Below are 24,027 nucleotides of genomic sequence, written 5' to 3'. Positions count from 1 at the left end.
GGTCAACCCGGCCTGGTTTTTAGCGGGGGCGGCGTTTTTTTTGCCGATCGCTCCTGGCCCAAGCAATGTTTTTTTGCTGCTTGCACTCATCGCTTCAGTGGTTATCCCGGGTTTAAAACCTCGGCTGAAAGCAGCCTTGCAGCAGCCGCTCCTTTTGCTTGGGGTGGTGCTGGCACTTTTGCTATGGTTTAGCCTTGTATGGACCAAAGGCAGTTTCGATGATTCTATGCATTACCTCGGCAAATACTCAACTTTGCTTATGGCACCGTTTGTATTTGGTCTGTTTCTCGCCTATCCAGGTGCACTCCGGAAGGTGCTGTTCGCATTTGTTTTGTCAGCCTGGCTTACCTTGTTGCTGTCGTATGGGATTTGGCTTGAAGTGGCCGTGTTGCTCAAGGCTTTTCCCTCGGTAGATCCTTTGTACCCCACGGTCTTCAAATTGCACACCACGCAATCCATCGTGCTGTGTTTGGGTCTGTATTTTTCCTGGGCCCTTGCCTTGGGCGAGAAGAATCCCGCCAGCCAAAAGAAGTTGTATGCCTTGGCGGTGGTGTTCACCGTACTCGCAGTGTTTAATCTTTTGAACATGACGCACGCCCGCATCGGCTATGTATCTTTAGTGCTACCCCTGCTTGTTTATCTGTTTATGAAATTCAGCTGGAAGGGAGGGCTGATCGCAATCGCCGTGGTGGCAATTGTTGCGAATGTGGCTTACTTCGGTTCGGAAACAGTCAGTAGCCGTGTGGACAAAACCTACAACGAAGTGGTTAACTGGAATCCTGACAAATACGAAAACACAGACATGGGTGCCCGGTTAAGCTGGTGGCACATCAGCCTGCAAATTTTTCAGGAACATCCTGTTGCGGGCGCCGGCGTGGGTGCTTACCCATCCGAGTTTTTAAAACATGCCGAGCCCATGGGCGTGCCACCGCACAACAACCCACACAACCAGTTTTTCTTGCTGTTGACTCAAATCGGGCTGATCGGGCCATTGTTGTTTCTGGCCATGTTAACAGCACACTATTTGTCCATTTACAGCTTGACTGAACCCGCTAGGCTAGCCAGCACAGCATTGTTTGCCACGTTTGCTTTTGGCAATTTATTCAATTCATTCCTGCTCGACAGCGCCGAGCGCACGCTTTATATGATTTTGGTTTCCGGGTTTTTGGCAGCAGCGTACAGTCAAGCGAGCGATAGATAAATGGTCACTATCGGCATACCGATATTCAATGCGGAAGCAACTCTTCTGGAAACAGTGCAATCTGTTGTAGCCCAGACAGTAAGCGATTGGGAACTCATCTTGATTGATGATGGTAGCCGGGATGGGTCGTTGTCGATCGCGAAATCGATTCAGGATCCAAGGGTTAGAGTGCTATCTGACGGAGTTAACAAGGGGTTGCCCGCGAGGCTTAATCAAATTGTTGACGAAGCAAAATTTGACCTCATTATGCGGATGGATGCCGATGATTTAATGCACCCGCAGCGTTTGGAAAAACAACTTAAAGTTTTGCAAGAAAACGAGTCAATCGACTTAGTTTGTACCGGTCTCTACTCAGTGAGTAATCAACTTGAGCTTAAAGGCGCCAGAAATTCAATCATTCCGTATCCTCTTACACTGGGGGATGTGGTTCATGGTCGTTGCCAGATAGTTCATGCATCGATCTTGGTCAGAAAATCCTGGTATTTGAGAAATCGCTACAACCCGGCTTCAAAAAGAATTGAAGATTATGAGTTGTTCGTAACAGCTGCCAGCCGAGGTGATCTTCGTGTCAAGGCTCTGAACGAGTACCTATATGTTTATCGGGAAGAGGGCAATGTACATTTCAGCAAACTCAAGCAGGTCTATCTCAGTAAGTTCAGGTTCATTACATTGAACCGTCAACTGAATATCCCAGTTTGGTTGCGTTTGCGTTTTGGAATCGTGCAGTTATCCAAGCTTGCAATTGCATATGTTTTGCATTTGCTTAAATTGAATCGCTTAATGTTGATGCTTCGCGGAAATTCGCCAGTCTCTCATCAGTTGCAAAAAGATCTGAACGAGATTCTTGGTAACATTAAAAAGGCCTCTTATGAAGCCTAAACTATTACTGGCAGTGGCGTCGCCTCTCACCATTGATGCATTCTTAATCACACACCTTAAATACCTTTCGGAGCATTTTGACACCACAGTCATGTTTCCGAATTTGAACAATGAATGGCAGGTGTTTATTGAGAAACACCCGGCCCTGTCGGCGTTGGGATTTATCAATTTGCCCATTCGCAGAAAGCCCTCACTTTTCAGTGATCTCGCTTGTCTGCTGGCGATGATCCGTCTGGTTCGCAAGTTGTCACCTCAAATCATGCTCACCGTCACGCCCAAGGCAGGTTTGTTGGGCGCTTTGTCGGCGTGGTTCAATCGTATTCCCGTTCGGGTTCATATTTTTACCGGTCAAGTGTGGGCTACACGCAAAGGCATGGTGCGGCTTGCCTTGAAGGCACTTGACCGTCTCATTGCTACCCTTAGCACAGCCCCCCTGGCTGACAGTCAAAGTCAAATTGATTTTCTGGAAAGTGAAAGAATCGCACCTGAGGGGCGTATTCACTGCATTCACGAGGGCTCCATTTCTGGCGTTGACTCCCAACGCTTTTCACCCGAGGCTGTCAATCTACTGCCCGTGCGGCAGAAACATGGTGTACCTGAAGGCGATATTCTTTTTGTATTCGTCGGGCGTTTAACCCGCGACAAAGGCATCAGCGAATTGCTCCAGGCTTTCGATTACGTCAACAAACAATTTCCAGAAAGTTCCTTGCTGGTGGTTGGGCCCGATGAAGAGCATATTGAGCAATCGGCCATACCCCATCCAAAGATTTGCTTTGCCGGTAAAACCAGTCAACCAGAAGCTTACATGGCCGCCGCGGATGTGTTTGTGCTACCAAGCTATCGCGAAGGGTTCGGAACCGTGGTCATTGAGGCTGCGGCCTGCGGCACACCTACGGTGGCCACCAACATTTATGGATTGTCCGATGCTGTGGTGGATGGGGAAACCGGATTGCTGGTTCCGGTGCGCAATGCAAACAAACTTGCGGATGCAATGTTGTTCCTGTCCACAAATCCTGACAAGCGACAATTGATGGGTGAAGCTGCGCGGCAGCGTGCCTTGCTTCAATTTTCTCAGCACGCAGTCTCCACATTTCTGGTTAATTTTCTGGTGGCGCAGTCATGAAGCGGATATTCGACGTAATCGTTTCCTTTTCTGTACTGTTGGCTTTTAGCCCAATTTTGCTGCTTGTGGCGTTATTGGTACGTGCAAAGCTGGGAAGTCCCATCTTTTTCACTCAAATTCGTCCCGGCTTGCATGGCAAACCTTTTAAAATGGTCAAGTTTCGAACCTTGACCGAACAAAAGGATGAATTGGGCAATTATCTGCCTGATGCCGATCGTTTGACCTCATTTGGCGCACTGTTGCGCTCTACCAGCCTGGACGAGCTGCCCGAGTTGTGGAACGTTCTCAAAGGTGACATGAGTTTGGTCGGGCCCCGGCCCTTGTTGATGGAATATTTGCCTTTGTACACCCCCGAGCAATACCGGCGGCACGAGGTTCGGCCCGGGGTTACTGGTTGGGCGCAAATTAACGGTCGCAATGCGATTGATTGGGAAACCCGTTTTCAGCTCGATGTGTATTACGTCGACCATCAATCGTTCTGGTTCGACATGAAAATTATTGTCCTCACTGCAGCCAAGGTGCTAAAGCGTGAGGGTATTCAGCAAGAAGGTCAGGCCACGGTCAGCAAATTCACCGGGTCAGGAAAAAATTGATATGGCAAATTTGATTGGTGTATACGGAGCGAGCGGTTGCGGCAGGGGTGTCATGCCTTTGCTTCGTGCACAGCATGCGCAAAGCGCTGAATTGGTTTTTGTCGATGACAAGCCACCCGCTGAAGTACTCAACGGTCACGCATGTCTTACTTATGCTGAGTTTTTAAAGCATCCTGCACTTAGCAAAAAGGTGTGTTTGGCCATTGCCAATTGCACCATCCGTGAAAAGCTGGCCCTTCGTTGTACTGCCGACGGTATTGGTTTTGTGCAGGCTCGTGCACACAATGTGGTTGAAATGGACGAAGTGGAAATTGCAGAGGGTGCGATACTGAGCCCCTTCGTGACCTTCACAAGCAACATCAGAATTGGCAAACATTTTCACGCCAACCTTTACAGCTATGTAGAACACGATTGCATTATTGGCGACTTCGTCACATTCGCGCCCAGTGTTCATTGCAATGGCAACGTCGTGATTGAAGACTACGCTTACATTGGCACCGGAGCGCTCATTAAACAGGGACTGCCGGGCAAGCCTCTTGTAATCGGTCGGGGCGCAGTGGTGGGCATGGGGGCCGTAGTTACAAAAAGTGTTCCTGCTGGTGCTGTGGTTGTGGGCAATCCCGCAAGGCCCAAGGTGTAAACATGCTCGACACCTCATTTCCCTCTTGGCCCAGTTTTACCCCCGAAGAAGCAGACGCCATTCGAGATACGTTACTGAGCAATCGAGTCAACTACTGGACCGGGCAAGAATGCCGCCATTTTGAATCGGAGTTTGCAGCGTTCTCTCAAACCCGGTACGCGGTGGCCTTGGCCAATGGCACTTTGGCACTGGATGCCGCATTGAAAGCGCTGAACATTGGTCCGGGTGATGAAGTAGTTGTTACCTCACGTACATTTCTCGCATCGGTCAGTAGCATTGTGCAAGCTGGCGCAACACCGATTTTTGCTGATGTTTGTCCTAATTCGCAAAATATTTGCCCCTGTACAGTAAGGCCGGTACTCACCAAAAAAACCAAAGCAATTTTGTGTGTTCACCTTGCTGGTTGGCCTTGTGACATGAAAGGCCTGGCCGAAATTGCGAAATCAGAAAACCTATACCTGATCGAAGACTGTGCGCAAGCGCACGGCGCCTTGCGCGATAGCCAGGCGGTGGGCTCGTTTGGAGACATTGCGGCCTGGTCGTTTTGTCAGGACAAAATCATGACCACTGGCGGTGAGGGCGGCATGGTGACCACCAACAACCCGGAGCTTTGGAATCGGGTTTGGTCCATGAAAGACCATGGCAAAAGTTACGACGCGGTGTATAACCGTCAGCATCCTCCAGGTTTCCGCTGGTTGCATGAAAGCTTTGGTACCAACTGGCGCATGCTTGAAACTCAGGCCGTGATTGGTCGAATTCAATTGCGCCGCATGCCCCAGTGGCATGCCACACGCTTGCAACATGCCATGCGCATTTGGCAGCACGCCTCCCATATCCCCGGTTTGCGCGTGCCACAAATACCCACTAACGTCGAACATGCTGCATACAAAGCGTATGTGTTCGTCGAACCGTCAGCACTGAAAACCGATTGGAGTCGCGATCGCATTCTCGCTGAAATCAATGCACTGGGTGTACCTTGTTATTCGGGTTCGTGTAGCGAGGTCTATCTCGAAAAAGCATTTGACTCAACGCCCTTCAGACCAGAAAAAAGATTGCCCAACGCGCAGCGCTTGGGTGAAACCAGCCTCATGTTTTTAGTTCATCCCACTTTGGCGGCCGAGCACATTGATCAAACCTTTAGCGTACTTCAGCGTGTCATGGCGCAGGCGGTCAAACCATGAATAAACCCAACAACGCAGCGGTGCGCATGTCGCGTGTCGCGACTGCATTGCCACGCAGTACCAAGCAAATCATCACTATCGTGGTCGACTTTATATGCCTGTTTTTTGCTGTGTGGGGGGCTTACTGTTTGCGTTTGGGGTACTGGTACGAACCTTCCGCTGAACAGTTCGCCTTGTTTCTGCTCGCGCCGGTTATTGCTGCGCCCATTTTTGTGATCAACGGTTTGTATCGCTCTGTTATCCGCTATGTGGGTGAGCAGGCCTTATTGGCCATCGTTAAGTCAATGGGTATCGCAACCTTGCTGTGGACAGGTGTTGCCTTTATGACTGAAATGCGCGGGCTTGAGGGCGTGCCTCGTTCGGTTCCCCTGCTTTATTTCATGCTGGCGACCGGTTTTGTGGCGGCTTCGCGTTTTGGTGCGCGGTGGCTGTTGTGGTTGCCGCTTCGCAAGCGTTACAGCAATGAACAAATTCTGATTTATGGTGCAGGGCAGGCCGGGCATCAACTGGCCACAAGCCTGTTGCAAGGCGACAAACTGTTTCCCGCTGCATTTGTAGACGACAACCCCAACCTGGTTGGTAAAGACCTTGGTGGTCTTCGCGTACACAGTGTGACTCAATTGCCTTGGTTGATTGAACACTACGAAGTGTCCAGCGTCATTGTATGCCTGCCCGATGTCAGTAGCGACAAGCGCCGTGAAGTGGTTGAACTGCTCGAGCAACACCGGCTGAAGGTGCGTATTCTCCCCGGATTAAGCGACATCGTGAGTGGTCGTAACCTGGTTAGTCTGGTTCGCGAGGTGGATGTGGGCGATTTGTTGGGGCGGGATCCCATCGCCGCAGACCCCGCATTGCTTCACAAATGCATCACTGGCAAGGTTGTGTTGGTGACCGGGGCTGGCGGCAGTATTGGTTCCGAGCTTAGCCACCAAATTGCGGCACTTTCGCCCAAGCAGTTAGTTTTGCTCGATCACAGTGAGCCAGCGCTATACCAGGTTCACCGAAAAGTGGAAGATTTGAATGCCTGCCCAGTGGTGCCCTGTTTGGGGTCGGTGGCTGACGCGGATTTGATCCAGCACGTATTTAAAACCTACCACGTTCAAACTGTTTATCACGCGGCAGCACACAAGCATGTGCCCTTGGTCGAAAGTAATATATCCGAAGGCGTTAAAAACAATATCCTGGGCACCCAAAACATGGCCAAAGCGGCAGCAGAATTCGGTACAGAAACCTTCGTACTCATTTCCACTGACAAGGCCGTTCGGCCAACCAATGTAATGGGTTCCACCAAACGCTGGGCCGAATTGGCTATTCAGCAAGTCGCAAGTACACAGAACAACAGAACGATTTTCTGTGCCGTGCGATTTGGCAATGTATTGGGTTCATCCGGCAGTGTAATTCCATTGTTCAAAGAACAAATTCAGAAGGGCGGCCCAATCACTGTCACTCATCCCGAGATCAATCGTTTTTTCATGAGTATTCATGAAGCGGTTGAGTTGGTGATTCAAGCGGGCAGCATGGCAAAGGGAGGTGAAGTGTTTTTGCTCGACATGGGTGAAAGCGTCAAAATTGTGGACCTCGCCAAAAAGATGATCAGCTTGGCTGGGCTTACAGAAAAAACAGCCGATGGAAAAGGTGATATTGAAATTCAATTCACAGGATTACGCCCGGGCGAGAAGTTGTATGAAGAATTGTTGATAGACAGCGCGGGGGCTGAGAAAACAGCACATCCGAAAATTATGCGTGCGCACGAGGTGGGGCTGAGCGCAGATCAATGGGTACGAGTGTTCTCAAAATTGTTTGAACAATTAAATGCTAATCAAGAAAGCGATGCTAAAAAGCTATTACTTGATTTGGCGAATGATCAAACAAATATTTATCTTCAGGAGGCAGGCAATGTCAGTCAGTGAATGTCGAATTATTGAACTGCCCAAAATTTCAGATCCTCGGGGTAACCTCACCTTTGTCGAAGGTCAAAATCACATTCCGTTTGATATCAAGCGTGTGTACTACCTCTATGACGTGCCCGGCGGTGAAAGCCGTGCTGCGCATGGTCACAAAGCCTTGCACCAGCTCATGATTGCAATGTCTGGCAGTTTTTCAGTGTTGCTGGATGACGGGAAACAGAAGAAAGAATTTCACCTGAATCGGTCCTACTATGGGCTGTACATTCCGCCGATGATCTGGCGAGACTTGTATAACTTCTCCTCTGGTTCTGTTTGTATGGTGCTTGCATCTGAGAAATATGATGAGTCCGATTACTTCCGCAACTACGACGATTTTCTTAAAGTCAGTCAATCATGAAGGTACCTTTCCTAAATCTGGGCGCAATCAATCGCCAATACCAAACTGAATTCGCCTCAGCTCAGCAAGCGGTTCTGGATTCTGGCTGGTTCATCATGGGCCCTCAACTTGAGGCATTTGAAAAAGAGTTCGCCGCTTATTGCGAAGTTCCTCATGCGGTGGGTGTAGCCAACGGACTTGATGCGCTCATTCTGATCTTGAAAGCCATGGATATTGGCCCAGGCGACGAGGTCATTGTACCTACCAACACTTACATCGCGACTTGGTTGGCCGCCAGCCATGTTGGTGCAACCCCGGTCGGCGTTGAGCCAAACGCGCATACTTACAATCTTGACCCCTCGCAAATCGAGCAAGCGATTACACCGCGTACCAAAGCAATTATTGCAGTACATCTATACGGACAGGCTGCGGACATGGACCCAATCATGACTCTTGCAGAGAAGCACGGATTGAAAGTCGTTGAAGATGCCGCGCAAGCACATGGCGCGCGTTTATCGGGACAGCGAACTGGTGGTTTAGGCCATGCTGCGGGTTTCAGTTTTTATCCTGGCAAAAATCTGGGTGCTTTGGGCGATGGGGGTGCAGTCACAACCAATGATCCCGCTTTGTTTGAAAGAATACGAACACTTCGCAACTATGGTTCCGCCACCAAGTATTTCAACGACGAAATTGGTTACAACAGCCGTCTCGACGAATTGCAAGCCGCATTTCTGAGAATCAAGCTTCGCGATCTGGATCGTCAAAATCAAATTCGACAAAGTATTGCCAAACAATACTCCGAAGGCCTCAAAGGTTTGCCTCTCTCTCTGCCCCAGTTTGATTCGGCGCAAGAACCAGTATGGCATTTGTATGTGGTTCGCTCATCGCAACGTACAGCGTTGGTAGATCATCTCAATGCGTGTGGTGTGGGCACCGTCATTCACTATCCCGTTGCGCCGCACTTGCAAAAAGCCTATCAGCACTTGCACCTGGGTAAAGGTAGCTTTCCCTTGGCTGAAGTATTGCAAGAGGAAGTGCTAAGCCTGCCGGTCGACCCCACCATGACACAGTCACAAATTGAACACGTCATTCAGTCTGTGTGTAGTTTTTTCCGCTAAGACAAAGGCCAATCGTGGGGCTTATCAAAACCAGTTTGCTCAACGCCATCGCGGTCATTGTTAAAATTCTGACCGCACTTGGCTTGAACAAAGTGTTGGCTATTTATGTGGGCCCATCTGGTTATGCACTGATAGGTCAGTTCCAGCAGGCATTGGTCATTGTGTCGGCCTTGGCGGGGCAGGCCATTCAAAATGGCGTAACCAAGTACACCGCGGAGTATGGCGCCGACCAGTCTGCACAAAATCGTTTGTGGTCTACTGCTTTCGTGTTCGGCCTTGGCGTGGCACTTCTGTGTGGTGTGTCGATCGTCCTTTTTTCCCGGCAACTTTCCACTCAGTTGCTAGGCAGTGATGAATATCAATCGGTTTTTTTCTGGCTGGCCGCAGCGCTGCCCTTACTTGCTATCAACTCCCTTGGTTTGGCCGTTTTAAATGGTCGCAAAGAAGTTGTTAACTACGTCAGCTTGAACATTGCACTTTCAATCCTCGGCGCAGCCATCGCATCGCTTTTGGCGATGTGGAAAGGTTTGTATGGTGCGTTGGTGGCGCTTGCAATCAGTCAGGCTGTGGTGGGGTTATTGACTATTGCGGTGTTAATCAAAAAGCCTTGGTTTCAACTTAAGTTTCAATTTGTCAGCTTTGATTTTTCCGAGTTACGCAAACTGCTTGGCTTCGGTTTGATGGCCTTGGTGGGTGCACTGGTCGCGCCTGCGGTTCAAATTACGATTCGAAATTTTCTGATTGAAACTCAGGGTGCCAGCCCGGTAGGGCAATGGCATGCAGTGACCCGCATTAGCGATGTGTACCTCATGTTTATCACCACGACACTCAGCGTATACCTGTTGCCCAGAGTGTCGGAAACGCAAAGCTGGTCTGCCCTCAAGCGAGAAATCATCAAGGTTTACCAACTCGCCTTGCCCGCTGCTTTTTTAATGGCAATGGCAATTTACCTTCTGCGTTTTCAAATTACGCCGATTCTTTTTGATTCGAGTTTCGCCGGTATGGAAGTGTATTATCCGCTTCAATTGCTGGGAGATTTCCTCAAGATTGGAAGCTGGGTACTCGGTTTTGTCATGCTTGGTAAAGCCATGGTGAAATGGTATGTCCTAGCCGAGCTTCTGTTTGGGCTCAGTTTCCTGATACTTGGGTTCTGGCTTGGTGCCGATCATGGAATCGAAGGGGTTTTACTTGCTCAGGCGTTTAACTCCGCTTTATTCTGGCTTTATTGCTGGCTGGTAATTGTTAAAGACCTACCCTCGAAAATGGTTATGTAAAAAAATGAGTTCACACGAAAAAAAGGGAATTGTGACGGTCATGGTTGCTATGTACAACCATGAAGCCACTGTAGTTCCTGCACTGGAAAGTCTGTTGCAATCCGACGTGTCAAAGGTTGAGTTGATTGTTTGTGACGACAAATCCAAAGACAATTCCATTCAGGTTTGTCGAACATGGCTTGAGCAGCATGGGCGTCATTTTGAGTCTTGGCAGCTAATCGAGAACGAAGTGAATCTTGGAATCAATGGCAACCTCAATAAGTTGGTTGCTTTGGCCAACGGTGAATACCTAACACATTTCGCGTCAGACGATTTATTGGCACCCGAGGCCATTGATTTGCAACGCAACTACATGCTGCGCAATTCTGACAAAGATTTTGTATGGGGTAATTGTGCAATTATCGATTTGCAAGGCAGTACCATCAAGGCGCGTGTTATTAATGGGTTTCAAAATATTCTGTTCAAAATCCAGTTCTTTTTGATGCTCGATTTAATCTACGTTTGGGGTTTACCGTGGTGTCGGTTGTTTGGAAAAACAAAGGTATTTCGAAGTTTTGGTCCGTACCCCAGCGAGTATTCGCTTGAAGATCGCTGGTCAGCCCTTAAAATTGCTGAAACGAAACGCTTTGGGTACATGCACAACGTGGTGCATCTTTATCGTTTTCGCGGGCGCGGAGAGAATCAATACACACCCGGAGTAGATCAAATGTTGATTCGCTCAGATTGTGCAAGAACAGAGTCAGATATTTATGCAAATACGGCGATACCTTGGCTTAGAAACTACCTCTGGTTTCGAACGTTGCCCTATCGTTTACAACAGAAAAATTCGCCTCAATTGTCTTGGCTTTTTGCCAAGCTAAACCGACTGTTTCATTTGGGTTTGCGAGTTTTACAATTTAGGGGATGAACATGAGCAAAAACAAAAAATTGGTGATTGTTGGTGCGGGGGAAACCGCACTAATTGCTTACGAGTACTTCACAGTGGATACCGACTACGAAGTAGTGGCCTTCTCTGTAGAGTCGGCCTATCTCAAAGAGAAAGTACAGTGCGGTTTGCCAGTTGTATCCTTTGAAGAACTGCAAAGCAAGTATTCTCCAGATGATGTAGATGCATTTGTGGCAATCAGTTCAACCAAACTGAACAGAATTCGCAAACGCCTCTACCTTGAAACCAAAGCCAAAGGATATCGGTTGGCCAGTTACGTCAGTCCACGTGCTTTTGTATGGCGTAATGTCGAAATTGGCGAGAACTGTTTTGTATTTGAAGACAATACACTTCAACCCTTTGTGAAGTTGGGTAACAACATTGTGTTATGGAGTGGAAATCACATTGGTCACAACACGGTTATTCGCGATCACTGTTTTCTGGCCTCGCAGGTTGTTGTGTCCGGCTATTGCGAGATCGGGGAAAACTGTTTCCTCGGTGTTAATTCAACCTTGATCAACAACATCACCTTGGGTGAGGACTGCTTCATTGGTGCCGGTGCATTAATTCAAAAAAACACTGAGGCCGGTCAGCTTGTTCAGGCACCCAGCACCGAACCCTCCAAGGTAGGTGCTCGCAGACTGTTTCGCATTAAGGATGGCGAATGAAGTGGCATAAAAAGGGCCATATATACGGCCCCAAGGGCAAGCAGGTCTGGGCGCAAAACAGTGCCCTTACGCCAACCCCTATATTGTTGAATCCAGACATTATCCGGGTTTATGCTGGCTTTAGGGATTCTCAAGGAGTCAGCAGAATCGGGTTTGTCGATCTTGATTCGAGCAATCCAAATAAGGTTTTGCAGGTTTCAGAAACCCCTGCGTTGGACGTAGGCCAACCTGGCGCGTTTGATGACAATGGTGTAATCCTAGGTGATGTAATTCAAGTGGGCAATTCACTGTATATGTATTACGTGGGTTTCCAGTTGGTTGCAAAAGCGAAATTTCTGGCTTTCAGTGGACTTGCCATCAGTACTGACGGTGGGGATAGTTTTACCCGTGTCTCTAGATCACCAGTGCTTGATCGTGCAGATGAAGGAATCTACATACGCGCAATTCACAGTGTTCATCAGGAGAGCGGCCTTTTTCGCGCATGGTACGCGTGTGATGATGGGTGGGAATTAATCGACGGCAAGCCGTACCCTCGCTACCAAATTCGTCATGCGTCCTCAGTAGACGGTGTACATTTTGATCCTGACACACAGCCTTGTATAGCACTCTCAGGTGATGAATATCGCATCGGGCGCCCCAGAGTTTTTTTCATTGCAGGCCAGCGATATATGCATTTCACTTGGGGTACGCCGCGGGGTGACTATTTTCCGGGACTCGCCAAGTCCGATGACGGTTTGAACTGGACTCGAATTGATGATCAATTGGGCATTTCTTTGGCTCCCGAGGGCTGGGACAGTCAGCACCTTTGTTATCCAGCACTGCTGCAGGTAAACGGAAAAACCCTCATGTTTTACAACGGTAACAATATGGGGTCAGAGGGATTTGGTTGGGCTGAACTGGAGTCAGCTGAATAATGCAAGTCGTTCGATATTCCTCTGACTTTAAAGTGCGCTGGAATCAGTTCGTTGACAGATCCAAGAACGGTACCTTTCTCTTCAATCGTGATTACATGGAATACCATGCAGATCGATTTGAAGACCACTCAGTCCTCGTGATCGATGACAAAGGAAATATTCAAGCGGTGCTTGCTGGAAGTGTTCACGGCCAACAACTGATATCTCATGGTGGTTTAACTTATGGCGGCTTGGTCTTAACCAGCGATGCCAAGCTAAGCCAAGTTCGCAGCTGGTTTTCGTTGATTGCCAGCTATTTGCGAATGGCTGGTTTTAGTTCTGTTTTATACAAAGCAGTGCCTTCTATCTACCACAGTATGCCCGCAGCAGAAGACCTCTACTGTCTTCACCAAATGGAGGCCAGGCTGGTACGTCGGGATGCGTCCACTGTGATTCACCTGCCAAGTCAACTCAGGTTTTCAAAAGGCAAAAAAGAGGGAGTCAAGAAAGGCATACGGGCTGGCGTAGAAATTTTTGAAGGCACGAATTTCAGTGACTTTTTTCAGTTGGGGCGGGAGGTATTGCAATCGCGGCACGGGGTCAAGCCGGTTCATTCAGCCGATGAAATGAGTTTGCTCAACAGCCGTTTTCCGAAAAATATCCGTTTGTTCAATGCAGCGTTAAACGGCGTTCTGGTAGCTGCTGTATTGGTTTTTGTTGATCGAAAAACTTCGCACACGCAATACATGTTCAATTCGGACCAAGGCTTACAATGCGGTGCTCTCGATCTGCTGTTGGCCTACTTAATACAACACGAGTTCGCAAACCTGGAATATTTCAGTTTTGGTATTTCCACTGAGCAACAAGGAACCTATCTCAACGAAGGACTTTGCTTGCAAAAGGAAATGTTCGGTGGGCGTACCATTTGTCACGATTTTTACGAATGGTCACTTACCCAATAAGCCCATCAAATACTTTCCATACTCGTTTTTCACCAAAGGCTTCGCCAGTTTGCGTACCTGCTCTTCATCGATCCAGCCTTGCATGAATGCAATTTCCTCTGGGCAACTTACCATCAAACCTTGCCGCCTTTGAATGGTGTGAATAAACGAGGCCGCATCCAACAAACTATCGTGGGTGCCGGTGTCCAGCCAGGTGTAACCCCGCCGCATAATTTCAACTTGTAATTTGCCCATCTCCAGGTAACGCTTGTTCACATCGGTAATTTCTAGTTCACCCCTGACTGAGGGCTTGATCGTGTGTGCAATTTCACACACCTGTTGGTCGTAGAAATACAAACCTGTCACCGCGTAATTGCTCTTTGGTTTCTTGGGCTTTTCTTCGATGTCGATCGCGCGGTGTTGATCGTCAAAACTAACCACGCCATAGCGTTCCGGGTCGTGTACATGGTAGGCAAATACGGTGGCCCCAGCATCGTGTTGGCTTACCGTGTGCAATTGCTCGGCAAGGGCGTGACCATAGAAAATATTGTCACCAAGAATCAAACAGCTTGGGCTTCCATCAATGAAGTTTTCTGCAATCAAAAAGGCCTGTGCCAAACCATCCGGGTTCTGTTGAATCCCGTACTCAATTTTCATTCCCCATTGGGAGCCATCGCCAAGCAAGGTTTTGAACAAAGGGATGTCTTGTGGGGTTGAAATCAACATCACTTCGCGAATGCCCGCCAACATCAAGGTGCTCAAGGGGTAGTACACCATTGGCTTGTCATACACCGGCATCAATTGTTTTGAAATTGCGGTGGTAACCGGGTACAGGCGAGTGCCCGACCCACCGGCCAGCAAAATGCCTTTTCTGTTATTCATTGGGTTGCCCATTCGTAAGTTTTTTTCAAACCTTCTTTCAGGTTTGTCTCTGCTGCGTAGCCCAGTTCCATTTCAATTTTGGAAATATTCGCCAAGGACGTATGTATCTCGCCTTCTCGGGCTGGTCCAAATTTCGCTGGTAAATCGGCACCCACAACGTTGCACAAAATTTTCCAAAGCATGTTGATTGTAACGCTCTCGCCCCGGCCAACGTTGTAGGCTGCGAATCCTTGTTTCTTGCTGTTCATCGCTTTGATCAGCGCTTGCACAACATCGCCCACATATACAAAGTCGCGGGTTTGGCTTCCATCGCCAAAAATTGTTGGGGCCTGTCCACGTCGCAATCGATCAATGAAAATGGAAATTACGCCAGAGTAGGGCGAAGAAGGGTCTTGTCTCGGACCAAACACATTGAAAAAACGCAGTCCAACGGAATTGACACTGTAAAGCGCAGCATACAGGCCAGCCTGTTCTTCGCACATCCATTTGTGTAGACCATAAGGTGACAATGGTATTCCCACAATGGTCTCTTTGACCGGGCATATTTTGGTGTCACCGTAAACTGCTGCAGAACTGGCGAAAACAAGCCGAACATGCGGCTGTTTGCGGCAACATTCCAGCACATTGAGCGTGCCCTGCAGGTTGATCTCGAAAGAGTCTTTTGGTTGTTCAATGGATTGGGGTACGGAAACCAGCGCTGCCAAGTGAAATATACCGTCACAGTTTTTGACCAGTTGATCAAGTAGCGCTGTGTCTCGAATATCGCCTTCTACAAACTTCACTCGGTTGCTGACAAAAGTTTCAACGTTTTTTTTGTGTCCACTACTCAAGTTGTCCAGCACGGTCACTGAGTGTCCGGTGAGGCTCAATGCTTCTACCAAGTGAGAGCCAATGAATCCCGCTCCGCCAGTAACCAAATAATGTGCCAATTAAATTGCTCTCTGAGTTGGGTTGAAGATACCGTGTGGTCTGGTTCACGTATTGTACAAGAGGGGCGCGCGCGCATCACATTTTAGCTACGCTTTCGAGCCGCAGGCTATCTGGCCAACCAGCCCCATCCTGATTACACACCCAATCTGGTTTTTGCCTCCCGCCCTATCCAGTGCTAGCGTGTTTGTTTATCCGAAACGGACAGGCTTAAACCATGCACCGCATCTTGCTCGCCTTGGTATTGCTGCTGCCCCTTGCACCCCAGCCCACGGAGGCTTTTGTGTTCCAAAAAATTGTGTACTGCTCACCCATTGAAGGGCTCATTCATTGGCAAGGGAAGCCGCTGGCCAATTTAAAAGTGACTCGGCTTTTGCGCAGTGGCGGATTTGAAAATGATGAATATGCGGATCACGTACAGACTGATTCACAGGGGCGATTTCAATTTCAAACAGTGGCTGAGCGTCGGTTCTTAAGGCCTGACTTGCTGTCTGCGAATCCTCGAGTCTCTCAGACATTGGAAGTTTTCTATGAGGGCAACCCGTACACAATTTGGTCCTACAGCAAGCACGACTTTAATTTGGGGACTGAATCAAAAGATGGGGTTATTCGAATCGAATGCGATTTAGCAAAGTTTGAAGAGTTTTCTTTTGGGCGCATCGTGCGCTGCCAACACAACGGGAATCAACCTCTATGAATGAATTAAACCCAACTCAGATATTTGTTTTATCGGACAAGGCGTATGAACTCAAAAACGGCTTCACTCAAGTTGTGAAACGGGACTTGGCGAATGCACTGCCTTTTGTAGATGTTGAAACCCTCAAACCTATCACCGCCACCTCTGGCCTCATCACCCCTGTGGCCAGCGGCTTTGGTTTCATGGCCCAGCTCAACGGCGGTCGTTCTCGCGAAATTGTCATCGCCACGCGGGGCACTGTCAGTCATGCCGATGTTGGCACTGACATCAACGCTATCCCCACCCTCGGCCCCACCGGCCACGCCATTCACAAAGGTTTCAACACCACATTCAAAAGCTACGTGCAGCAGCTTAACGAATTCATCAAGCAACAAAACCTGGGCTTCAAGCCCACCGCAGTGCACTGCATGGGCCACAGCCTGGGTGGTGCGTTGGCCAACCTCAATGCCGCAGCTTGCGCGGAACTCGGCTTGAATTCATACCTTTACACCGTGGCCGCACCGCGTGTGGGCATGGTGCCGTATGCCGAACACCTCAGCAAAAAAATGAACGCCGAGCATGTGTACCGCGTGGCCAACGAGGCCGATGCCGTCACCATGCTTCCTGTTTATCCGTTTGTGCACGCACCGTATTGCCACGGAACGGTGCTACTGGACGGAGGCTGGGCAACAGTCAGCGCATTCCAGCACAAGCTTGCCACTGGCTACAGCAGCATGGTCAACAGCACCTGGAAGCAAATGCAAAGCCACACCCGGGGTAAGCAACAGCAACTTGAAAACTCCATGTACCCCGCCAACAACGCTGAAGCAGGGCGATTCGAGCAACTGGCCAAAATGCCCGGTGCCATGTTCAGCGGCAGGCTGTTGAAAATGATCAACAAAGCCATTCACGACATGCTTACCCGCCTGGGTGCACAAAGCCTGCTCAGCGTGGGGCACTACGGCACTGGTTCGTTTACCGTGCTTGATCAAATGGCTGAAATTCTCGCCCGCTACGCGCAGGCCAGCCACAAACAGGCCAAAGAAGTGGCGGGCATGCTTAACGCCATCATGGCTTATCTTGGGCGCGCAACTCACACTGTGGCCGACGCTTCGGTAGCCACCATCCGCTGGGTGTTCGGGCTGCTGCACCAGTCGGTCAACACCATGGCCAAACAGGCCATTCAACTGGTGGGGCGGTAATGCAAATAGGGTCAGTCCAGCGATGTTAAAAAGTCAGTGGCAAGTGTCACGGCCTGTTGGTAGGTGGCTTGATATTCCAGGCGGTCAATAGCATCAAACTGGGCTTCCAGTACAAATTTACGCTGATCAATTTGCTGCAAAAATTCTTTTCTGTATTTGGTTAAATACGGTGCAGCACTTGTTAATTGCTCTCGTTCTTTTTCAATCACCATAGCCAAGTCAAACAAGTCCCGCGCAGTGGCCCGGTGTCCGCGGTGAAACAGTTTTTTTGCCACGATTTCCGCTGCTGTCTCAACATTTACCTTGTGGCCAAACAGGTTCCATTCTTCATAGGGGCTTTCGGTAAGGTTGGTGGAAGCAACGAAGTCAATTTCCCCCTCTGGGCGGAAAAGTTTGACGTAACCCGGGCCCTCAACATAATCAGTACTAATCGACTCTGCATGATCGCTAAGTCGTGGACTTACAAAACCCAAGTATTGTGGGTCAGGTACAAAAATATCAATGTCTTTGCTAAGCCGGTGTCTGTAACGCAGCATTAACACCGTTCCTCCACCAAAAGTCCAAACAGGGCTGGTTACACCGCCATATCTTGCTGCTTCATCGATCAATGTCAATGCGTGCTGTAGTAAAACTTGCCACGGTCCGTTTGGCAAATTGTGTGGCGAATAATGGGCCATTGTCATGCCCAGGCTGCTCGATCGGATTGAACTTGTTCTGCCCATTTGGCGACGTTTCTCCAAATCGATTTGGGCGACTGATTGTACGCGGTAGCAATTTCTTGTACTGCACCAACGATGAGGGGCAAAGGCGCTTCGTCTAGCAAGGTAGCAACGTGGGGCAACAAGTGTGCAGGCAGTTCGCCTTTAACCAAGGCACTGGCAAGCTCGGCAGAATCGAGGGCATTTTTGTAACTAACGCTGGCAGTTTGACTGACCAATTGCAACGCATTTCGGTGGTGTCGAGCGTGTTTTGCTTCAACAGTTATACCCAGTAAATCAAGTAAACCAATCAATTTGGTGACACCTAGTTCGTGAATGGTTCCCGTCTCCAATTGATTGATGGTGGCGCGTGACAGCCCGCTCAGCTTTGCGAGCCGGTCTTGAGATAATCCAATTTCTCGTCGACGTTCGTGGACAAGTGAGCCAAGATTTATAAGGTTCATGGGAAAGATTGAATCAGAGTGCTCAAATAATGTCAAATATATTCGACATTTTATTTGTCTGATAACCCCCTCGGGGTACACCAATAACCCCTTTTTTGCTTCCCCTTCAACTCGGTGCTAGCGTGTTCGTTTATTCCAAACGGACAGGCTTAAACCATGCACCGCATCTTGCTCGCCTTGGTATTGCTGCTGCCCCTTGCACCCCAGCCCACGGAGGCTTTTGTGTTCAGAAAAATTGTGTATTGCTCGCCCATAGAGGGGCTTATTCATTGGCAGGGAAAGCCGCTGGCCAATTTAAAGGTAACTCGATTGTTACGAAGTGGTGGATTTGAAAATGGTGAATATACGGATCAAGTACAGACTGATTCACAGGGACGATTCCAATTTCAAACCGTCGCTGAGCGTCGGTTCTTAAGACCTGATTTGTTGTCAGCTAACCCCCATGTTTCTCAAGTTCTTGAGGTTTATTTTGATGCTCAGCCCCACACATTCTGGGCATTTCAAAAGCAAAACTTTAATTTAGGGACGGAGGCAAAGGGAGGGATTTTGAAGATTGAATGTGATCTGTCTAAGTTTGAGCAGAACTCTTACGGGCGGATCGTTCGGTGCGAACACAACGGAGTACAAAAATATGAATGAGCTTAATCCCGGTCAAATCTTTCAACTTTCTAAGAATGCCTATACGACGAAGAAAGGGGATTCTGTCTTAATTAGGAGAGAGTTGGATATCGAGTTGCCTTACGTAAATATTGATAGTTTGCGAATCATCACCGCCACCTCAGGCCTCATCACCCCGGTCGCCAGCGGCTTTGGTTTCATGGCTCAGCTCAATGGTGGTCGTTCTCGCGAAATTGTCATCGCAACGCGTGGCACTACGAATTCATTTGCAGACTACGGCACAGACATCAACGCCATTCCAACCCCAGGCCCCACCGGCCACGCCATTCACAAAGGTTTCAACACCACATTCAAAAGCTACGTGCAGCAGCTTAACGAATTCATCAAGCAACAAAACCTGGGCTTCAAGCCCACCGCAGTGCACTGCATGGGCCACAGCCTGGGTGGTGCGTTGGCCAATCTCAATGCCGCAGCTTGCGCTGAACTCGGATTGAATTCATACCTGTACACCGTGGCCGCGCCGCGTGTGGGCATGTTGCCGTATGCCGAACACCTCAGCAAAAAAATGAATGCAGAACATGTATACCGCGTAGCCAACGAGGCCGATGCCGTCACCATGCTTCCTGTTTATCCGTTTGTGCACGCACCGTATTGCCACGGAACGGTGCTACTGGACGGAGGCTGGGCAACAGTCAGCGCATTCCAGCACAAGCTTGCCACTGGCTACAGCAGCATGGTCAACAGCACCTGGAAGCAAATGCAAAGCCACACCCGGGGTAAGCAACAGCAACTAGAAAACTCCATGTACCCCGCCAACAACGCTGAAGCAGGGCGATTCGAGCAACTGGCCAAAATGCCCGGTGCCATGTTCAGTGGGCGCTTGCTCAAGCTCATCAACAAAGCCATACACGACATGCTTTCCCGCCTTGGGGCGCAAAGCCTGCTCAGCGTGGGGCACTACGGCACGGGGGCCTTTACGGTGCTTGATCAAATGGCTGAAATTCTCGCCCGCTACGCGCAGGCCAGCCACAAACAGGCCAAAGAAGTGGCGGGCATGCTTAACGCCATCATGGCTTATCTTGGGCGCGCAACTCACACTGTGGTCGACGCTTCGGTAGCCACCATCCGCTGGGTGTTCGGGCTGCTGCACCAGTCGGTCAACACCATGGCCAAGCAGGCCATTCAACTGGTGGGGCGGTGATTTATTTTCCGTAATTTACGACATTACTTTCCAAAATTAACGTTCACTAATATGCGCATAAAAGTGTAATTAGTTATATCTAAATGCGCGTAAAAATGTGAAAATCAAAAAGTGTATAGTCGGTCCCAAGCCCATGCAGCGCGTACTTCTTCAACAATTATTGGTCTGGAAGCAAAAGCCCCAGCGCAAACCGTTGTTAATCGATGGTGCGCGGCAAACAGGTAAAACATAGCTGCTTCAAAACTTGTTGGGTAGCACTTTCCCGCATGTTCTTCGCATCGATTTTCTGGAATCTCCCTCCATGGCAGAGGCTTTTGCCAGTTCGTTAAAACCAGAAGGTATGATTTCCAGCCTGGAGCTTGTCACCGGGCAAGTATTCAATCCCGCAACTGATCTGTTAATACTCGATGAAATTGGCAAGTGGATCGAATATTGGTTTGCTCACGGCTTTTCCTGTCGGTAAGGTTGAGCAGCACAATTTACGCCCACTTTCTTTTCACGAGTTCTTGTTGGCCACCAACGAAACTGCACTGGTCAACGCCTATGGAAAGCCGTGCTAACTCATCGGCATCGCACACCAAATTGTTTGAAAAGTTAACCGATTACTACTTCACCGGCGGCATGCCCCGCAGCCCCTTGGCCGCATACCAAAAAGAAAACTACTTCAAGCTATTTTTGTTTGATATCGGTTTGCTCAACAACATGCTTGGTATTTCTCTCAAAGAAATCAAGCAGCAGGGGTTTGAGTACAAAGGTTATCTTGCTGAACACTTTGTTCAGCAAGAACTTGCAGCACAGGGCCTTGAACCAAGTTATTCATGGTTGGATGCACGCGCCGAAATTGAATTCATTCTTTCTGATTCTGAAGGCAACATCATTCCAGTCGAAGTAAAAAGCGGCGAGCGCACACGTGCCAAGTCGCTGCAGTCTTACATCACCAAATGCCAGCCGCTCAAAACTTTCAAGTTAACTGCAACCCAAGGTTCGTCGCCTGTAAAGCAGCAGCACACCGTATTGCCGCTTTACTATTCTGGGCACCTTGCCAACTTGGTGAATATTTGTTTGAACCCCCCTTAATGCGGGGGTCGGCATAAAACTGACCATTTCTTCATACTTTTCCAATTAACCCCCGCTGCCGCCACGTGTAATTATCAGTGTGACTATTAGTGTGCAAATAAAAGGAGTGGGCATGAATTCATTTAAAAAGCTAACAACTGGCGCTGCAATTGTGGCGGCCGTGTTTGTGGTGTCCGCCTGCGGCGGCGGCGGTGGTGATGGTGGCGGCGCAGCTGCGCCCGGCGGCGGCAGCAGCACTTCTGTTAGTGGCACCTCGGCCAAAGGCATTGTAATCAACGGCATTGTTACCCTGAAAGACGGAGAGGGCAATGTATTGGACACCACACCAGCACAAGTTCTCACTGGTATGAATGGAAGTTTCACAGCCGATGTAGGCGACTACACAGGTCCCGTTTTTGTTGAAATTACGGCGGGCGCCAACACCACCATTCAAGACGAAATTACCGGTAACAACGTCAGTGCCAGCAATGTCATGGGCGTTATTCTCGAGTCGGTTACAACTGCCACTGCGGGTCAACCTGCAACGGCCAACGTCTCGCCCTTCACCACCATCGTGGCTCAGCTGGCCAAGAACTCGGCTGGCAACGGCACCCCAGTCTCCGCTTTGCTTGTACAACAGGCACAAGCCGCAATTGCCACAACCTTGGGCTTCAACCCAGTGGCCACTGCGCCAGTTAATCCGCGTGATGCCGATGCCACTGCCGCAGCTTCACCAGAAGCGCGCAAACAAGCCCTGTTGCTTGCTGCTTTGGCTCAATTCGGTACTGAAAACCCCACTTGTGTCGCTTTGGAAGCCCGCGCCGATGAATTGGCTTGCGCCGCACAGCAATATGCCATGGCCTACCAAGGCTCAACAATCATGGGTGGTAACGCATCGATTGCAGTAGATGGTTCAACCCTTGCGGGCTTCTCACAGGCTGTAAGCATTGTTTCCGCTGACCCCGTAGTCAATAGAACCCGCACAACAATCGACCCGGCCACAGACCCCTCCACCAGCACTTTGGCCATGGCTGAAGACAATCCCGATACACCCCAAATGCAGATGGTGGCCGTGCCCGAAGAAGGATTTAATGCCGATGACATTGCCGCGGTAAGGGCTTTGTTCAATAACCTGCGTTCAAATGCAGCGGCGTTGGACAACGCTGAACTGAATGGCCCAATTGAAACCCAGTTGGCTGACTTCGCAGACAGCATCAACACACAAACATTTGGTCTCGACTTCGGCACACTGGAAATTCTCGATGGTGCTGCACAAGCAGGTGAACTGTTTATTGCTTATGCAACTTCACCAGAACCACGACCAACTACCAGCCTGGTTGGCGGCCCCGGTATTGTGGGCACCACAGCGTGCCAAGTATTTGCGGGTGTGCCCGCAACCGATGAAAATGGCGTGGTGCGCTCAGTGCCCCCGCAGGCCAGTTCAACCGGTCAACGCAATGGCCAGTCGGTGGGCTGTACAATCTTCGGCCCAGCAGTGCCTGTGGCGGGCGGTGGGTTTTCTCAAATTCGTCATTACACCTTGCATACTGTTGCCCAAGGCACAACCGGTACTCTCGTTGTGAACTCCGATTCACGCCTGTGCACCTTCCCTCAGGGCTACAACCCAGCCACTGATGCCGACACTTGCTTGCAAAATGGCCAAATTTTTGGTGGTGTTGGCGGAACGGGTACAACCGCTCGTCTCAGCGAGGCTGTCAATGGCGACATCAGTGTGTTCTTTGAAGGCGAAGTTGCACCGCCGCTTGCGTTCGCAATTACGGAAACCGGCCCTACAGCGGTGCTACTGGCCGACTCGGTTTTAGTCTCTATCGATTTCACAGCCAACGATTCTGCTGAAAATGGTTTCTTCCGCGGTGATGGTTCAATTACCTCAACCCTGGACGGTACTACGCTGACTGCCAGCTTCACTGACATCGATGTATCGGGCACTGAAGACGAGCAAGGCAATGTAATGGGCAACGTGCAGGTGACCGGCACGGTTGAATCCAACTTCGGCTTGCTCACGGGCACGTTCACTGCAAACAACACTACCGCCAATATGGGCACCATTAATTTCTCTGGGTCCTTGGCGGTGGGTTCAAGCAGCCAGCGCACGCAGTTGTTCACCGGCAACCTGGTGCTTACCGAAATGCTCGGTAACCAAACCACACCCAGTGTAGACACTGCGACCTTCTCGGGCACAGTTACCTTGCCGCAGCGCCCCAACTTGTTGCTTAACTTGCAGTTGTCTGAAACCTTCGGTACAGATGGTTCTGACGATGCAGAAAGCTTGCTGTTTACCTATCAGCAAAACGGTACCACCGTTATTTTTAGTGGCTCTGTTGACAACACTGGTGCGGAAATGGTTACCTTTTCCTCTCCCACCAGCATGGTCACTGTGGGGCCATTCAACCCTGACACTGCCATGGTGGTCGATGTGTTGCGTGATGGTCGCAAGGCAGGTGAATACCAAGTGCAGAATGCGAGAATCAACTACACCGATGGTTCATTTGAGCAGTTCTAATCTATAGTTAAATCGTGTCAACCTGGGCCGCTGCATATTTCAGCGGCCCTTTTCATTATT

25 protein-coding genes are annotated in these 24,027 nt (G+C 49.5%); 21 read left to right on the top strand and 4 right to left on the bottom strand.

Annotated elements, in window-relative coordinates:
* Positions 1–136 precede the first annotated feature (136 nt).
* The 14 genes from FCS97_RS01395 (at position 137) to FCS97_RS01330 (ending at position 13,740) form a co-directional block, all read left to right on the top strand.
* Positions 137–1,201, top strand: a complete 1,065-nt coding sequence (locus FCS97_RS01395; protein ID WP_212746427.1) for an O-antigen ligase family protein — start codon at positions 137–139, stop codon at positions 1,199–1,201.
* The gene (locus FCS97_RS01390) at positions 1,202–2,080 is read left to right on the top strand and encodes a glycosyltransferase family 2 protein (RefSeq protein WP_138515922.1); all 879 of its coding nucleotides are present in this window, start codon (positions 1,202–1,204) and stop codon (positions 2,078–2,080) included.
* Between the two features lie 91 nt (positions 2,081–2,171).
* Positions 2,172–3,203, top strand: a complete 1,032-nt coding sequence (locus FCS97_RS01385) for a glycosyltransferase family 4 protein (protein ID WP_171035121.1) — start codon at positions 2,172–2,174, stop codon at positions 3,201–3,203.
* A complete protein-coding gene (locus tag FCS97_RS01380; RefSeq protein WP_138515918.1) occupies positions 3,200–3,796 on the top strand; it encodes a sugar transferase in 597 nt (198 codons plus the stop codon). The genes FCS97_RS01385 and FCS97_RS01380 overlap by 4 nt, the downstream gene beginning before the upstream one ends.
* 1 nt (position 3,797) lies before the next feature.
* On the top strand, positions 3,798–4,436 hold the full coding sequence (locus FCS97_RS01375) for a NeuD/PglB/VioB family sugar acetyltransferase (RefSeq protein WP_138515916.1): 639 nt from the start codon (positions 3,798–3,800) through the stop codon (positions 4,434–4,436).
* Between the two features lie 2 nt (positions 4,437–4,438).
* Positions 4,439–5,617, top strand: coding sequence for a DegT/DnrJ/EryC1/StrS family aminotransferase (locus FCS97_RS01370; RefSeq protein WP_138515914.1), 1,179 nt, complete (start codon positions 4,439–4,441; stop codon positions 5,615–5,617).
* The gene (locus tag FCS97_RS01365) at positions 5,614–7,527 is read left to right on the top strand and encodes a polysaccharide biosynthesis protein (RefSeq protein ID WP_138515912.1); all 1,914 of its coding nucleotides are present in this window, start codon (positions 5,614–5,616) and stop codon (positions 7,525–7,527) included. The genes FCS97_RS01370 and FCS97_RS01365 overlap by 4 nt, the downstream gene beginning before the upstream one ends.
* Positions 7,514–7,921 (top strand): sugar 3,4-ketoisomerase, encoded by a 408-nt coding sequence (locus FCS97_RS01360; protein WP_138515910.1) that lies wholly within the window; start codon positions 7,514–7,516, stop codon positions 7,919–7,921. Before FCS97_RS01365 ends, FCS97_RS01360 begins: the two co-directional genes overlap by 14 nt.
* A complete protein-coding gene (locus tag FCS97_RS01355) occupies positions 7,918–9,018 on the top strand; it encodes a DegT/DnrJ/EryC1/StrS family aminotransferase (protein WP_138515908.1) in 1,101 nt (366 codons plus the stop codon). Before FCS97_RS01360 ends, FCS97_RS01355 begins: the two co-directional genes overlap by 4 nt.
* A gap of 14 nt (positions 9,019–9,032) precedes the next feature.
* Positions 9,033–10,292: an O-antigen translocase gene (locus tag FCS97_RS01350; RefSeq protein ID WP_171035120.1), complete on the top strand. Its 1,260-nt coding sequence runs from the start codon at positions 9,033–9,035 to the stop codon at positions 10,290–10,292.
* 4 nt (positions 10,293–10,296) lie between these two features.
* Positions 10,297–11,199 carry a glycosyltransferase family 2 protein gene (locus FCS97_RS01345; RefSeq protein WP_138515904.1) on the top strand — a complete coding sequence of 301 codons (903 nt, stop codon included), beginning with the start codon at positions 10,297–10,299 and terminating at the stop codon, positions 11,197–11,199.
* 2 nt (positions 11,200–11,201) lie between these two features.
* Positions 11,202–11,885, top strand: coding sequence for an acetyltransferase (locus FCS97_RS01340; RefSeq protein ID WP_138515902.1), 684 nt, complete (start codon positions 11,202–11,204; stop codon positions 11,883–11,885).
* Positions 11,882–12,799, top strand: coding sequence for a glycoside hydrolase family protein (locus FCS97_RS01335; RefSeq protein ID WP_138515901.1), 918 nt, complete (start codon positions 11,882–11,884; stop codon positions 12,797–12,799). Before FCS97_RS01340 ends, FCS97_RS01335 begins: the two co-directional genes overlap by 4 nt.
* Complete coding sequence (locus tag FCS97_RS01330) at positions 12,799–13,740, top strand: GNAT family N-acetyltransferase (protein WP_138515899.1); 942 nt, start codon at positions 12,799–12,801, stop codon at positions 13,738–13,740. The genes FCS97_RS01335 and FCS97_RS01330 overlap by 1 nt, the downstream gene beginning before the upstream one ends.
* On the opposite strand, the gene rfbA is transcribed toward FCS97_RS01330, so the two are convergent.
* Both rfbA and FCS97_RS01320 read right to left on the bottom strand, forming a co-directional pair.
* Positions 13,726–14,601 (bottom strand): glucose-1-phosphate thymidylyltransferase RfbA, encoded by an 876-nt coding sequence (gene rfbA, locus FCS97_RS01325; protein WP_138515897.1) that lies wholly within the window; start codon positions 14,599–14,601, stop codon positions 13,726–13,728. The genes FCS97_RS01330 and rfbA overlap by 15 nt on opposite strands.
* The gene (locus FCS97_RS01320; RefSeq protein WP_138517745.1) at positions 14,598–15,518 is read right to left on the bottom strand and encodes an NAD-dependent epimerase/dehydratase family protein; all 921 of its coding nucleotides are present in this window, start codon (positions 15,516–15,518) and stop codon (positions 14,598–14,600) included. Before FCS97_RS01320 ends, rfbA begins: the two co-directional genes overlap by 4 nt.
* Before the next feature lie 227 nt (positions 15,519–15,745).
* Here FCS97_RS01320 and FCS97_RS01315 point away from each other — a divergent pair, with 227 nt between their 5' ends.
* Both FCS97_RS01315 and FCS97_RS01310 read left to right on the top strand, forming a co-directional pair.
* A complete protein-coding gene (locus tag FCS97_RS01315) occupies positions 15,746–16,225 on the top strand; it encodes a DUF4198 domain-containing protein (protein WP_138515895.1) in 480 nt (159 codons plus the stop codon).
* Entirely contained in the window at positions 16,222–17,406 is a 1,185-nt protein-coding gene (locus tag FCS97_RS01310; protein ID WP_138515893.1) for a lipase family protein, read from the top strand. Before FCS97_RS01315 ends, FCS97_RS01310 begins: the two co-directional genes overlap by 4 nt.
* 11 nt (positions 17,407–17,417) lie before the next feature.
* On the opposite strand, the gene FCS97_RS01305 is transcribed toward FCS97_RS01310, so the two are convergent.
* Positions 17,418–18,089 carry a nucleotidyl transferase AbiEii/AbiGii toxin family protein gene (locus FCS97_RS01305; protein ID WP_246065692.1) on the bottom strand — a complete coding sequence of 224 codons (672 nt, stop codon included), beginning with the start codon at positions 18,087–18,089 and terminating at the stop codon, positions 17,418–17,420.
* The gene (locus FCS97_RS01300) at positions 18,086–18,604 is read right to left on the bottom strand and encodes a helix-turn-helix transcriptional regulator (RefSeq protein WP_212746425.1); all 519 of its coding nucleotides are present in this window, start codon (positions 18,602–18,604) and stop codon (positions 18,086–18,088) included. The genes FCS97_RS01305 and FCS97_RS01300 overlap by 4 nt, the downstream gene beginning before the upstream one ends.
* Before the next feature lie 120 nt (positions 18,605–18,724).
* Here FCS97_RS01300 and FCS97_RS01295 point away from each other — a divergent pair, with 120 nt between their 5' ends.
* The 5 genes from FCS97_RS01295 to FCS97_RS01280 all read left to right on the top strand — a co-directional run bounded on the left by FCS97_RS01295 (position 18,725) and on the right by FCS97_RS01280 (position 23,967).
* On the top strand, positions 18,725–19,207 hold the full coding sequence (locus tag FCS97_RS01295; RefSeq protein WP_138515889.1) for a DUF6795 domain-containing protein: 483 nt from the start codon (positions 18,725–18,727) through the stop codon (positions 19,205–19,207).
* Between the two features lie 94 nt (positions 19,208–19,301).
* Positions 19,302–20,387 (top strand): lipase family protein, encoded by a 1,086-nt coding sequence (locus FCS97_RS01290; protein ID WP_246065690.1) that lies wholly within the window; start codon positions 19,302–19,304, stop codon positions 20,385–20,387.
* 301 nt (positions 20,388–20,688) lie between these two features.
* Positions 20,689–20,850 carry a hypothetical protein gene (locus tag FCS97_RS16610; RefSeq protein WP_212746424.1) on the top strand — a complete coding sequence of 54 codons (162 nt, stop codon included), beginning with the start codon at positions 20,689–20,691 and terminating at the stop codon, positions 20,848–20,850.
* Between the two features lie 80 nt (positions 20,851–20,930).
* Positions 20,931–21,464 carry a DUF4143 domain-containing protein gene (locus tag FCS97_RS16605; RefSeq protein ID WP_212746423.1) on the top strand — a complete coding sequence of 178 codons (534 nt, stop codon included), beginning with the start codon at positions 20,931–20,933 and terminating at the stop codon, positions 21,462–21,464.
* A 112-nt stretch (positions 21,465–21,576) separates the two neighbouring features.
* Positions 21,577–23,967 (top strand): hypothetical protein, encoded by a 2,391-nt coding sequence (locus FCS97_RS01280; protein ID WP_138515885.1) that lies wholly within the window; start codon positions 21,577–21,579, stop codon positions 23,965–23,967.
* The last annotated feature ends 60 nt before the right edge of the window (positions 23,968–24,027 follow it).

Source organism: Limnobacter alexandrii (genome assembly GCF_005871185.1).
Lineage (GTDB): Bacteria > Pseudomonadota > Gammaproteobacteria > Burkholderiales > Burkholderiaceae_B > Limnobacter > Limnobacter alexandrii.
Note: the sequence above shows the minus strand (reverse complement) of the source record. Positions and strands in the feature narration are given on the sequence as shown.